General features: G+C 61.2%; 10 protein-coding genes. 9 read left to right on the top strand and 1 reads right to left on the bottom strand.

The window, feature by feature from the left end; translation table 11 throughout:
* Positions 1-66: 66 nt before the first annotated feature.
* Entirely contained in the window at positions 67-966 is a 900-nt protein-coding gene (locus P0D96_RS06510) for a LysR family transcriptional regulator (protein ID WP_408312515.1), read from the bottom strand.
* A gap of 143 nt (positions 967-1109) precedes the next feature.
* Here P0D96_RS06510 and P0D96_RS06505 point away from each other — a divergent pair, with 143 nt between their 5' ends.
* The 9 genes from P0D96_RS06505 (at position 1110) to P0D96_RS06465 (ending at position 12870) form a co-directional block, all read left to right on the top strand.
* Entirely contained in the window at positions 1110-2648 is a 1539-nt protein-coding gene (locus P0D96_RS06505) for a CoA-acylating methylmalonate-semialdehyde dehydrogenase (RefSeq protein WP_408312512.1), read from the top strand.
* A 166-nt stretch (positions 2649-2814) separates the two neighbouring features.
* On the top strand, positions 2815-4527 hold the full coding sequence (locus P0D96_RS06500; protein WP_408312509.1) for a GMC family oxidoreductase: 1713 nt from the start codon (positions 2815-2817) through the stop codon (positions 4525-4527).
* A gap of 286 nt (positions 4528-4813) precedes the next feature.
* The gene (locus P0D96_RS06495; RefSeq protein WP_132376519.1) at positions 4814-5593 is read left to right on the top strand and encodes an ABC transporter ATP-binding protein; all 780 of its coding nucleotides are present in this window, start codon (positions 4814-4816) and stop codon (positions 5591-5593) included.
* Positions 5590-6348, top strand: a complete 759-nt coding sequence (locus tag P0D96_RS06490; protein WP_132376520.1) for an ABC transporter ATP-binding protein — start codon at positions 5590-5592, stop codon at positions 6346-6348. Before P0D96_RS06495 ends, P0D96_RS06490 begins: the two co-directional genes overlap by 4 nt.
* A 52-nt stretch (positions 6349-6400) precedes the next feature.
* Positions 6401-7615 (top strand): ABC transporter substrate-binding protein, encoded by a 1215-nt coding sequence (locus tag P0D96_RS06485; protein ID WP_132376521.1) that lies wholly within the window; start codon positions 6401-6403, stop codon positions 7613-7615.
* A 187-nt stretch (positions 7616-7802) separates the two neighbouring features.
* Positions 7803-8687 (top strand): branched-chain amino acid ABC transporter permease, encoded by an 885-nt coding sequence (locus tag P0D96_RS06480; RefSeq protein ID WP_132376522.1) that lies wholly within the window; start codon positions 7803-7805, stop codon positions 8685-8687.
* The gene (locus P0D96_RS06475; protein ID WP_408312693.1) at positions 8687-9658 is read left to right on the top strand and encodes a branched-chain amino acid ABC transporter permease; all 972 of its coding nucleotides are present in this window, start codon (positions 8687-8689) and stop codon (positions 9656-9658) included. Before P0D96_RS06480 ends, P0D96_RS06475 begins: the two co-directional genes overlap by 1 nt.
* Before the next feature lie 515 nt (positions 9659-10173).
* Positions 10174-11340 (top strand): ABC transporter substrate-binding protein, encoded by a 1167-nt coding sequence (locus P0D96_RS06470; RefSeq protein WP_408176353.1) that lies wholly within the window; start codon positions 10174-10176, stop codon positions 11338-11340.
* A gap of 369 nt (positions 11341-11709) precedes the next feature.
* The gene (locus P0D96_RS06465) at positions 11710-12870 is read left to right on the top strand and encodes an ABC transporter substrate-binding protein (RefSeq protein ID WP_132376525.1); all 1161 of its coding nucleotides are present in this window, start codon (positions 11710-11712) and stop codon (positions 12868-12870) included.
* The last annotated feature ends 113 nt before the right edge of the window (positions 12871-12983 follow it).

The raw sequence follows: 12983 nt of genomic DNA, 5'->3' as shown, positions 1-12983 counted from the left end.
GAGGGGCTCATATCGCTCGCCCCTGGCGTCCTTGTGTCCTACACGCAAACTCGGTTCACCTGCGCCTCAAGTCGTCCATTGCTGCTCGATCAGCTTCAACGCCGCGGCAATCGCCGGTTCCTCCTTGCGTCGCGCGAGCGTGATAAAGGTGAGCTGAGTCGGCACGGTGACACCTTCGACGATGGTCAACGCGTGCGCATGCGCTTCGGCGATGGCGGTGGCGTCGCGCGCGAGCGTGAGACCGACGCCCGATTTGACCAGGTCGAGCATCGACGGCTCCTGGTCCACTTCCGCCACCTTGACCGGCTTCACGCCAGCCTCGTCGAAACAGCGCGACAACAACCGGTTATGCGCCGACGCCGGCGGCGTCCAGATCCACGGCAGCGCCGCGAGCGAACGCCAGTCGCGCGCGCCCTTCACGCGGTCTTTCCAGCCGGCCGGCGCGAGCACACGGTACTGGAAATGAGTCAACGTGACCGCATGAAAAGCCGGGCCGTCGCGTGGTTCGTCTTCGGACGGCAGGCCGATGTAGTAGCCGACATCCAGTTCACCCGCGCGAACCTGGTCCAATACCCAGCCTGACATGCCGTGGCGCAAGGCCGTCTCGATGTGCGGCCAGGTCTCCACGAGCTGCTTGAGAAAGCCGCCCAAGCGCAGGAACGCCGGATCGAGGATCGTGCCGATCCGTAGCCGTCCGCGCACTTCGTGACGCAGCGATTGCGCCGCCCGCTGCACGTCGTTCGCCGCGGCGAGCGCCCGTTCGGCGTGGGGCAGCAGCGCCTGGCCGTCGCGCGTGAGCGAGAGCCCGTGCGAGGTCCGCGTGAACAGCGTCACGCCGAGCGTCTCTTGCAAATGCTTGATTTGCAGGCTGACGGCGGGTTGGGTCAGGTGAAGATGCACCGCGGCACGCGTGAGATTGCCCTCGCGTGCCACGGTGACGAACGCCCGAAGTAGAGTCAGATCCATATCCTGATATTAGCTCGCCTTATAGCGCAGTTGAGCATTACTCATTGGATTTGTCGACCCGAAGCGCCGTACGCTTCAGCTTCAGCATGCGTTTATCACGCCGCGGGCGCCGGGGCGGAAGACTTCACAGGAAAGAGGACACCATGAGCGAGACATATCAGGACGAAACCCAGCGCAGCGCGACCAGCGCCCGCGCGCTGACCCATTTCATCAACGGCAAGACGCTCGATGGCACGAGCGGCCGTTTCGGCGACGTCTTCAATCCCGCGCAAGGCAGCGTGAGCGCGCGCGTGCCGCTCGCGAGCGTCGCCGAAGTCGATGCCGCCGTCGCCGCCGCCCGTGCCGCATTTCCCGTGTGGAGTGAAACCGCGCCGATCAAGCGGGCGCGTGTCCTGTTCAAGTTCAAGGAACTGCTCGACCGTCACCACGACGAACTCGCGGAACTGATCACGCGTGAACACGGCAAGGTGTTTTCGGATGCGAAGGGCGAGGTGATGCGTGGCATCGAGATCGTCGAGTTCGCGTGCGGCATTCCGAATCTGTTGAAGAGCGACTTCACCGATCAGATCGGCGGCGGGATCGACAACTGGAATCTGCGTCAGCCGCTCGGCGTGGTTGCCGGCATTACGCCGTTCAATTTCCCGATGATGGTGCCGTGCTGGATGTTCCCCGTCGCGATTGCGTGCGGCAACACGTTCGTGCTGAAGCCGTCGGAGCGCGATCCGTCCTGTTCGAACCGCCTCGCGGAATTGTTGAAGGAAGCCGGCTTGCCGGACGGCGTGTTCAACGTCGTGCACGGCGACAAGGTTGCTGTCGATGCGCTACTCGTGCATCCGGAAGTCAGCGCGTTGTCGTTTGTCGGTTCGACGCCGATTGCCGAATACATCTACACGGAAGGCACGAAGCACGGCAAGCGTGTGCAGGCTTTGGGCGGAGCGAAGAATCATCTGGTGGTGATGCCGGACGCGGACCTCGACCAGGCCGTCGATGCCTTGATCGGCGCGGCGTACGGTTCGGCGGGCGAGCGCTGCATGGCGATTTCGGTGGCCGTCGCCGTAGGGCATATCGCCGATGAGTTGATCGAGCGGCTCACGCCGCGCGTGAAGAGTTTGAAGATTCTCAACGGCATGGAATCGGATGCCGAGATGGGTCCGTTGGTGACGGCGGTGCATCGCGAGAAAGTGGTCGGCTATATCGACTCGGGTGTCGCGTCGGGCGCGAAGCTGGTTGTCGACGGACGAGGCCATCAGGTCAGCGGTCATGAGAAGGGCTTCTTTCTCGGCGGCACTCTGTTCGACAATGTTTCGACCGATATGAAGATTTATCGCGAAGAGATTTTCGGACCCGTACTGTGTGTGGTGCGCGTGCCGGATTTTGCTTCCGCGGTGGAACTGATCAACGCCAACGAGTTTGCTAACGGCGTGTCGTTGTTTACGTCCGATGGCGGCGTCGCACGCGCTTTTTCGCGCCAGATTCAAATCGGCATGGTAGGGATCAACGTGCCGATTCCGGTGCCGATGGCATGGCACTCGTTTGGTGGCTGGAAGAAGTCGCTCTTCGGCGATCATCACGCGTATGGTGAAGAAGGCGTGCGGTTCTACACGCGCTACAAGAGCATCATGCAGCGCTGGCCCGACAGTATTGCCAAGGGCGCTGAGTTTACGATGCCGGTAGCGAAGTAGTGTGAGGCATTTGCTTTCGGCAAGGCTTGTGGTGGCTTGCCGAAGGCCGTGGCAGAAACGAGTGCTAAACGGGCAGAAGAAAGGCGTAAAACACAAATAGAGCCCGACGCCGCAGTCGCATGGCAATCATGCGACTCGCCGACAAAAAAGCTTAGGAGACTGGACAATGAGCCATACCGATACGACGCCCGCGGCCCGGCGCCTCGAAGGCGAGTTCGACTACATCATCGTGGGCGCGGGGACGGCGGGTTGTGTGCTGGCCAATCGCCTGACTCAGGATCCCGACGTGCAGGTATTGCTGCTCGAAGCCGGCGGTAAGGACGATTACCACTGGATTCACGTGCCGGTCGGTTATCTCTATTGCATCGGCAATCCGCGCACGGACTGGCTTTATAAAACGCAGGCGGAAGCGGGCCTCAATGGCCGCTCGCTCTCGTATCCGCGCGGACGCGTTTTAGGCGGCAGTTCCTCCATCAACGGCATGATCTACATGCGTGGTCAGCGCGAAGACTACGATGAATGGGCGCGTGTCACCAACGACCCGTCCTGGTCCTGGAACTCGGTGTTGCCTGTCTTCAAACGCAGCGAAGACCACCATGCTGGCGCAACCGAATCGCATGGCGCGGGCGGACCGTGGCGCGTCGAGAAACAGCGGTTGAAATGGAAAATTCTCGAAGAGTTTTCGCGCGCCGCGCAAGAGACCGGCATTCCCGCTACCGACGACTTCAATCGCGGTGACAACACCGGTGTCGGCTACTTCGACGTCAATCAGAAGCGCGGCATTCGCTGGAATGCATCGAAGGCGTTTTTGCGTCCCGCACTCAAGCGGCCGAATCTCACCGTAATCACCGGTGCGCATACGCAGCGCGTCGTCTTCGAAGGACGCCGTTGCACAGGCGTCGAATATCGCGGCAACGACACGGACTATCTGGCCAAGGCCCGCTGCGAAGTGATCCTCAGTTCAGGTGCGGTCAACTCACCGCAATTGCTCGAACTGTCCGGCATCGGCAATGGCGCGCGTCTGCAGAATCTCGGCATCGAGGTCGTCAACGATCTGCGTGGTGTGGGTGAAAATCTGCAGGACCATTTGCAATTGCGCATGGCCTACAAAGTCGACGGCGTACGCACGCTCAACACTGCGTCCGCGCATTGGTGGGGCAAGCTGCTGATCGGCATGCAGTACGCGTTTTTTCAAAGCGGGCCCATGTCGATGTCGCCGTCCCAACTTGGCGCGTTTGCCAAATCCGATCGGGAGGATCGCTCGCTTACCCGGCCCGACCTCGAATATCACGTCCAGCCGCTTTCTCTCGACCGCTTTGGCGAACCGCTGCATCGGTTCAATGCGTTCACGGCGTCGGTGTGTCAGTTGCGGCCCACTTCGCGCGGCAGCATTCACATCGAATCCGCCGACCCTTCGGCGCCGCCGTTGATCGCACCGAACTATCTCTCCACCGATTACGACCGGCACGTTGCCGCCAATGCGCTGCGTCTCACGCGCCGCATTGCTGGAGCGCCCGCGCTGGCTCGCTATCGACCGCAGGAAATTTTGCCGGGCGTTCAGTACCAGACCGAGGAAGAGTTGCAGCAGGCCGCCGGCGCGGTCGGTACGACCATCTTCCATCCGGTCGGCACCTGTCGCATGGGCACGACAGACGACCCCGGAGCCGTGGTCGACAACCGGCTACGGGTTATCGGTGTTGACGGACTGCGCGTGGTTGATGCTTCTGTCATGCCAAACATCACCTCGGGCAACACCAATTCGCCCACGCTGATGATCGCCGAACGCGCCAGCGAGATGATCCGCGATGATCGCCGTGCGCGCGTGGCCGGCAGTTTCGCGACACAAACGAGCTCGGCGCCTTCCATGTCCGCCGTGTGACAGCTAGCGCACGAGCCGCATGAGATGCCCGTCCGTCATGCGCGGCGGGCATCTCGCACGTATGGGTCCCGCTCGGGCGGGCATCATCCACTAAGTGCAAATCCCAATGAATGCGCTGCATCATTGGCGCGACAATGGCAGCCATGCTGCGTGCCGCCCCATGGATCACCGTCCGGATTGGTGCAGCACGCCAACGAGCGGCACGGGGTGCCGCCGTCATAAAAAGTCGCGCAGCGGTTCGCGCGTAAGATCGTAATGCTTCGCCTTACTCCGTATGGAAGGGAACATGATTCTCGGCGATACGATTCTCGAAACGCGCGGCCTCACTCGTGAGTTCAAAGGCTTCATCGCCGTGAACGGCGTGAACCTGCGCGTGCGCCGTGGTTCGATCCATGCGCTGATTGGCCCGAATGGGGCAGGCAAGACCACCTGCTTCAATCTGCTCACCAAATTTCTGGAACCCACCGCGGGTCAGATCGTTTTTAACGGCATCGACATCACGAGCGAACGCCCGGCGCAAATCGCGCGGCGCGGCATTATCCGCTCGTTCCAGATTTCTGCTGTGTTTCCGCATCTGACAGCATTGCAGAATGTGCGCATCGGTTTGCAGCGCCAGCTCGGTACGGCATTTCATTTCTGGAAGAGTGAGCGTACGCTGCGCCAACTCGATGACCGCGCAATGGATCTTCTCACCCAGGTCGGACTGACCGATTTCGCCGATGTGTTGACGGTCGAACTTTCCTACGGCCGCAAGCGCGCGCTGGAAATTGCCACCACGCTTTCCATGGAACCCGAGCTCATGCTGCTCGACGAACCCACGCAAGGCATGGGCCATGAAGACGTCGACCGCGTGACGGCGTTGATCAAAAAAGTATCGAGCGGCCGCACCATCCTGATGGTCGAGCACAACATGAATGTGATCGCCGGCATCTCCGACACGATTACCGTGCTGCAACGTGGCGAAGTGCTCGCCGAAGGCAGCTACGCGGAAGTGTCGAAGAATCCGCTCGTGATGCAAGCCTATATGGGCAGCGCCGACGCGGCGCTCGCCGGAGCCCACGCATGAATACGATTGCCGAGCGTGAAAGCCTCGACGTAAGCGGGACGGAGAACGCTGCTCCCGCGCTGGACATCAAGGGTTTGCAGGCGTGGTACGGGGAGTCCCATATTCTGCACGGCGTCGATCTGACGGTGAACCGCGGCGAAGTCGTCACGCTGCTGGGTCGCAACGGTGCGGGCCGGACCACCACGCTGCGCGCCATCATGGGCCTGACCGGACGGCGCACCGGTTCGATCCGCATCGGCGGACGCGAAACCATCAATCTGCCCACGCATCGCATCGCGCATTGCGCCGTGGGTTACTGCCCGGAAGAACGGGGTATCTTTTCGAGCCTCTCGTGCGAGGAAAACCTGCTGTTGCCGCCGCCGGTCGGCGACAAGGCACACATGATGTCGCTCGAAGAAATCTATTCGATGTTTCCGAATCTGCAAGAGCGCCGCATGAGCCAGGGCACGCGGCTGTCGGGCGGCGAACAGCAGATGCTGGCGGTGGCGCGCATTCTGCGCACCGGCGCGAGCTTGCTGCTGCTCGACGAGATCTCGGAAGGGCTCGCGCCTGTTATCGTGCAGGCGCTGGCGCGCATGATCATGACACTCAAGGCGCGGGGCTATACCGTTGTGATGGTCGAACAGAACTTCCGTTTTGCCGCGCCGCTTGCAGATCGCTTCTACGTGATGGAGCACGGCGCGATTGTCGAGCACTTCGGGGCGAGTGAACTCGAAAGCAAGATGCCGGTCCTGCACGATCTACTGGGCGTATAAAAAACGCCCGATTGCCTCTGATAACCACAAGCGAAGAAACCAGGAGACAGGAATGAAAAAGAACCCACTCGCGCGGCTTGCCACACTTTGTTTCGCGGTCGCCGCCGGCGCCGCTTTGACGATGGGCAGCGCGCAAGCGGCTGACGACGCGGTCAAGATCGGTTTCATTACCGATATGTCCGGTCTGTATGCGGATATCGACGGGCAGGGTGGACTCGAAGCGATCCGTATGGCGGTGGCGGATTTCGGCGGCAAGGTGAACGGCAAGCCGATCACGGTGGTGTATGCGGACCACCAGAACAAGGCGGACATCGCAGCGTCGCGCGCACGTGAATGGTTCGACCGCGACGGCGTCGATCTGCTGATCGGCGGCACGAACTCGGCGACCGGTCTGTCGATGAACACCGTGGCCGGAGAAAAGAAGAAGGTCTACATCAGCATCGGCGCGGGCGCGGACACGCTGACCAATGAGCAATGCACGCCGTACACGATCCACTATGCGTACGACACCACGGCGCTGGCCAAGGGCACGGGCTCGGCGGTGACGAAGCAGGGCGGCAAGACCTGGTACTTCCTGACCGCCGATTACGCATTCGGCAAGGCGCTGGAAAAGAACACATCGGACGTGGTGAAAGCGAGCGGCGGCCAGGTGCTGGGTGCGGTGCGCCATCCGCTGTCGGCTTCGGATTTCTCGTCGTTCCTGTTGCAGGCGCAGGCGTCGAAGGCGCAGATTCTCGGCCTCGCCAACGCGGGCGGCGACACGATCAACTCGATCAAGGCGGCCAAGGAATTCGGCATTACCAAGACGATGAAACTCGCCGCGCTGCTGATGTTCATCGACGATGTGCACAGCCTGGGTCTGGAAACCACGCAAGGCCTCGTGCTGACGGACAGCTGGTACTGGAACAAGGACGCCACGACGCGCAAGTGGGCGCAGCGCTACTTCGAAAAGATGAAGAAGATGCCGTCGAGCCTGCAGGCTGCTGACTACTCGGCGACCATGACCTATCTGAATGCAGTGAAGGCGGTGGGTTCGACCGACTCCGACAAGGTGATGGCGCAACTGAAGAAGACCAAGATCGACGATTTCTATGCGAAGGGCTACATCCGTCAGGACGGCAGCATGATCCACGACATGTACCTGATGCAGGTCAAGACGCCGGCTGAATCCAAAGAGCCGTGGGACTACTACAAGATCACAGCGACGATCCCCGGCGAGCAGGCCTTCACAACCAAGGCGGAAACGCGCTGCGCGTTGTGGAAATAAACGCTGGTTCGTAACCAGATGGCCGTCTGCCTGCTGCTCCTGTCGGGCGATGCGTAACGTCACGATGGTACACAGGCTGACGGTGAACCGTTTCACATGCCGCGCGCGATCGGCGTCTTTGCCGCTGATTGCGCGCCGGCCGGATCGTGCGTGACCGATCTCACCTTGGCGATGGGTTAAGGCTTCAATGGAAATCTTTGGCGTTCCGCTACCGGCGATGCTGAGCCAGCTGCTGCTGGGGCTCGTGAACGGCTCGTTCTACGCGATTCTGAGCCTCGGGCTGGCGGTGATCTTCGGCTTGCTCAACGTGATCAATTTCGCGCACGGCGCGTTGTTCATGCTGGGCGCGATGCTCGCGTGGATGGGCTTTTCGTATTTCGGCCTGCCTTACTGGGTCATGCTGGTGCTGGCACCGCTGATCGTCGGACTGTTCGGCATCGCGATCGAGCGCTCGATGCTGCGCTGGCTCTACAAGCTCGACCATCTATATGGGCTCTTGCTGACCTTCGGGCTCACGCTGGTGGTGGAGGGCGTGTTCCGCTCCATCTACGGTTCCTCCGGGCAGCCGTACGACGTGCCGTCGGCGCTTTCCGGCGCAACCAATCTCGGCTTCATGTTCCTGCCGAACTATCGCGCGTGGGTCGTGGTGGCCTCGCTGGCGGTGTGCTTCGCGACATGGTTCGTGATCGAGAAGACGCGCCTTGGCGCCTATCTGCGGGCCGGCACTGAAAACCCGAAACTGGTCGAAGCGTTCGGCATCAATGTGCCGCTGATGATCACGCTCACCTACGGCTTCGGCGTCGCGCTCGCGGCGTTTGCCGGCGTGCTCGCCGCACCGGTGATTCAGGTCTCGCCGCTGATGGGGCAGCCGATGATCATCACCGTGTTCGCGGTGGTCGTGATCGGCGGCATGGGTTCGATCATGGGCTCGATTCTCACCGGCTTGCTGCTCGGCGTGATCGAAGGGCTGACGCGCGTGTACTACCCGGAAGCGTCGGCGACCGTCGTCTTCGTGATCATGGCGCTGGTGTTGCTGGTGCGCCCGGCGGGTCTCTTCGGCAAGGAAAAATGATGCAGAGAAAAGTGCTCTACGGTCTGCTGCTGATCGTGCTTCTCGCGGTGCCCGTGCTCGGCATCTATCCGCTCTTCGTGATGAAGGTGCTGTGTTTTGCACTGTTCGCGGCGGCGTTCAATCTGCTGATCGGCTACACCGGCTTGCTGTCGTTCGGCCACGCGATGTTTCTCGCTTCGGCCGGCTATGTCACGGGCTATGCGATCCAGACGCTCGGCTTCTCGCCGGAGCTCGGTGTGCTCGTCGGCACCGCGGCGGCGACCTTGCTCGGCCTGATCGTGGGTATCTTCGCGATTCGCCGTCAGGGCATCTACTTCGCGATGGTCACGCTGGCGCTCGCGCAGATGGTCTACTTCGTGTTCCTGCAGGCGCCGTTCACGCATGGCGAGGATGGCCTGCAAGGCGTGCAGCGCGGCAAGCTGTTCGGCCTGCTGGATCTGTCGTCCGACGTGGCGTTGTACTTTGTCGTGCTCGCCGTGATGGTGCTCGCCTTCCTGCTGATCGTGCGGATCGTGCATTCGCCGTTCGGGCAGGTGCTGGTGGCCATCAAGGAAAACGAGCCGCGTGCGGTGTCGCTCGGCTACGATACGGATCGCTTCAAGCTGCTCGCGTTCATTCTGTCGGCGGGGATTGCGGGTCTCGCGGGTTCGCTCAAAGTATTGGTGCAGGGCTTCGAGACGTTGAGCGACGCGTACTGGACCATGTCCGGCCTCGTGATCCTGATGACGCTCGTCGGCGGCATGGGCACCTTGTTCGGGCCGTTGCTCGGCGCGGCGCTGATTGTGGCGCTCGAAGACCGGCTGGGCGATATCGGCGGAGCGTTGGCGACGACCACGGGCGTCGAGTGGTTCCGCTCACTGGGCGAATCGGTGACCATTGTGACCGGCGTGATTTTCATTGCGTGCGTGCTGGCGTTCCGTCGCGGCATCGTCGGCGAAATCATCGCGCGCGTACGGCCGCTGCGGGCGTGATGCACAGTGAAACACGCAATTGCTTCGGCATCCGATATAATCCGGCCGTCTTGATGCGGCGAGTTTGGATCGATAATCGAGTCGAAATGCATACCCGGCAAGGCTCGCGCAAACGTGCCCCAATTCAGTGCCGCAGTGCACCACTAGGGTAATTGCTAGTTGTAGTACGCAGGGTGCTCGTTTAATCTTCATGCAGTTCTGATGCACCACGAAATTTGCAGGTGGAGAACGAGGAGACAATGAGGCACTCAGTGCCCAGACGAAAGCGCTGTTGGATTGATATCCAACAGCGCTTTTTATTTGTGTTTCTGCTTATTCGCCATTCAAATCCCCCGCTAATTCGGTGACCCTTTTTTATTCACCGAACATGTCTCTATTTCACACGGCTCAACCCCGCAAAACGCTTGCGGCACGTGGCTTTCGTCCGCTAAACTCGCTATTCACCGACCGCCTGGTCGGGATTTAAATCCACGGATTTAAATTCGAATGAATGACGGGGTAGATAGAGGAGCGGAATGAAGTCGGCATTGCGTTGGATCAGTGCGGCATTGGTCGCCACCGGAGTGAGCGCGGCATGGAGCGGCCATGCATTCGCGGACGTGAAAATCGGCGTGACCGTGTCGGCAACGGGCCCGGCCGCGTCGCTCGGCATTCCGGAAAAAAACACGATCGCGCTGCTGCCTAAAGAGGTGGCAGGCCAGAAGATCGATTACATCGTGCTCGACGACGCCACGGATTCCACCCAGGCCGTCAAGAACACGCGCAAGCTCACGAGCGAAGATCACGTGGATGCGCTGATCGGCTCGACCGTCGTGCCGAATTCGCTGGCCATGATCGACGTCGCCGCCGAAACCTCCACGCCCATGATCTCCATGGCCGCCGCGGCGAGCATCGTCGAACCGATGGATGCGAAGCGCGCGTGGGTCTTCAAGACGCCGCAGAACGACATTCTCATGGCCACCGCGATCGCGCAGCACATGTCGAATCACGGCGTGAAGACGGTCGCGTTCATCGGCTTCTCCGACGCTTATGGCGAGAGCTGGTTCAAAGAGTTCGGCAAGGCTGCGGATCTCGCGAAGATTAAGGTCGTCGCGAACGAACGTTTCGCGCGCAACGACGCATCGGTGACTGGCCAAGTGCTGAAGATCATGTCGCAGAATCCGGATGCGGTTTTGATCGCGGGCGCCGGCACACCGGCCGCGCTGCCGCAGAAAACGCTCAAGGAGCGCGGCTACAAGGGCAAGTATTATCAGACGCACGGCGTCGCCAATAACGACTTCCTGCGCGTGTGCGGCAAGGATTGCGAAGGCACGTATCTGCCGGCGGGTCCGTTGCTCGTCGCTGAGCAACTGCCCGATTCGAATCCGGTGAAGAAGAGTTCGCTCGCCTATAAGCGCGCGTACGAAACCGCTTACGGCGCGGGCTCGGTGTCGACCTTCGGCGGCCACGCGTGGGACGCGGGCCTGCTGCTGCAACGCGCGATTCCGCTGGCGCTGAAGAAGGGTCAGCCGGGCACGCCTGCGTTCCGCGAAGCACTGCGTGCAGCGCTGGAAAGCACCAAAGACATGCCCGCGTCGCACGGCATCTTCAACATGAGCGCGAACGACCACGCTGGTCTCGACCAGCGGGCGCGCGTGATGGTGGAGATTGTCGGCGGCAAGTGGAAGTTGTCCGGCGACTGAGCGAAGGCTAAGCGATATGGACCTCCATTAAACAAAAGACGCGTGCAGTTGACGCGTCTTTTTTATTGTCCGCATCGCGTGAAAAAGTGTGGTTCCGCGGCTTCAGGACAAACCCGCATTTGGGTTGCGGTCTATTGACCGTCGTTCATGCAGAACGCAATACTACTAACATGTTAGTGTTTTGTTCACAGGATTTCGCAGCAGTTTGCAGTCGTGGTACGCAGCAGGGAGTGGCACCAAAGCGGCAAAGGTATTCGCGCTGAGCAGGGAAAACCATGCTTGGCACACCTGAACCCTATAACTAGATTCAGACACCCGGCCCGTGAGTCGGATTACAGATACGCGCTTCAAAGCGTTTGGAGACTTGCAATGACAAAGACAAAGCAATGGGTACGCACCGGCATCGCCATGGCGTTGATGTGCGGCGCGGGCGCGGCGTTCGCCCAGGTGAAAATCGGCGTGACGCTTTCCACGACGGGGCCGGCTGCATCGCTCGGGATTCCTGAAAAGAACACGATTGCGCTGCTGCCGAAAGAGATCGGCGGCAAGACCGTGCAATACATCATTCTCGACGACGGATCCGATACCGGCAAAGCCGTGCAGAACACGCGCAAGCTGATCGACGAAGACCACGTCGACGCGATCATCGGTTCGACCGTCACGCCGAATTCGCTCGCGATGCTCGACGCGGCTGCTGAAGGCAAGACGCCGGTGATCTCGCTGGCGGCATCGGCGGCGATCATTTCGCCGATGGATGCGAAGCGCGCATGGGCCTTCAAACCGCCGCAAAACGACAGCCTGATGGCCGACGCGATCGCCGACTATATGGAGCATCACGGCGTGAAGACGGTGGGCTTCATTGGCTTCGCGGACGCCTACGGCGACGGCTGGAACAACGTCTTCACCGCAGCGGCCGCGGCACACAATCTGAAGATCGTTTCCAACGAGCGCTTCAACCGCACCGACGCATCGGTGACGGGCCAGGTGCTGAAGACGATGGGCGCGAATCCCGACGCGGTGCTGATCGCGGGCGCGGGTACGCCGTCGGCGCTGCCGGCCAAGACGCTCAAGGAGCGCGGCTACAAGGGCAAGGTCTACCAGACGCACGGCGTCGCCAACAACGACTTCCTGCGCGTGTGCGGCAAGGATTGCGAAGGCGAATTCCTGCCTGCTGGTCCGATCCTCGTGGCGGATCAGTTGCCTGACTCGAACCCGGTGAAGAAGTCGTCGCTGGCCTATAAGTCGGCGTACGAGAAGGCGTATGGCGCGGGCTCGGTGGCGACCTTCGGCGGTCATGCATGGGACGCCGGCCAGATGCTGCAAGCGGCGATTCCGGTCGCGCTGAAGAGTGCTCAGCCGGGCACCGAAGCGTTTCGCGTGGCACTGCGCGGCGCACTTGAGAACATCAAGGAGCTGCCGGTCTCGCACGGCATCATGAACACGACGACGACCGATCACAACGGCCTCGACAAGCGCGCACGCGTGATCGTGCAGATCGTCGACGGCAAGTGGAAGCTGCAGAACGACTAACGACAAGAGCGGTACGCGCCTCTCGCGCAACGTGCGGCATGTGACGCCGCATTGCCATTCTGTTCGATGACAATGGCATCGACCGCCGCGCCGTGTTCCGGCGCGGCGGTCGC

Source organism: Paraburkholderia sp. RL17-347-BIC-D (assembly GCF_046027915.1).
Classification (GTDB): domain Bacteria; phylum Pseudomonadota; class Gammaproteobacteria; order Burkholderiales; family Burkholderiaceae; genus Paraburkholderia.
Note: the sequence above shows the minus strand (reverse complement) of the source record. Positions and strands in the feature narration are given on the sequence as shown.

Coding starts and splice junctions, on each gene's coding strand:
- P0D96_RS06480 (WP_132376522.1), top strand. CDS start 7,803: ATGGAAATCTTTGGCGTTCCGCTACCGGCGATGCTGAGCCAGCTGCTG.
- P0D96_RS06505 (WP_408312512.1), top strand. CDS start 1,110: ATGAGCGAGACATATCAGGACGAAACCCAGCGCAGCGCGACCAGCGCC.
- P0D96_RS06510 (WP_408312515.1), bottom strand. CDS start 966: ATGGATCTGACTCTACTTCGGGCGTTCGTCACCGTGGCACGCGAGGGC.
- P0D96_RS06490 (WP_132376520.1), top strand. CDS start 5,590: ATGAATACGATTGCCGAGCGTGAAAGCCTCGACGTAAGCGGGACGGAG.
- P0D96_RS06465 (WP_132376525.1), top strand. CDS start 11,710: ATGACAAAGACAAAGCAATGGGTACGCACCGGCATCGCCATGGCGTTG.
- P0D96_RS06485 (WP_132376521.1), top strand. CDS start 6,401: ATGAAAAAGAACCCACTCGCGCGGCTTGCCACACTTTGTTTCGCGGTC.
- P0D96_RS06475 (WP_408312693.1), top strand. CDS start 8,687: ATGCAGAGAAAAGTGCTCTACGGTCTGCTGCTGATCGTGCTTCTCGCG.
- P0D96_RS06495 (WP_132376519.1), top strand. CDS start 4,814: ATGATTCTCGGCGATACGATTCTCGAAACGCGCGGCCTCACTCGTGAG.
- P0D96_RS06500 (WP_408312509.1), top strand. CDS start 2,815: ATGAGCCATACCGATACGACGCCCGCGGCCCGGCGCCTCGAAGGCGAG.
- P0D96_RS06470 (WP_408176353.1), top strand. CDS start 10,174: ATGAAGTCGGCATTGCGTTGGATCAGTGCGGCATTGGTCGCCACCGGA.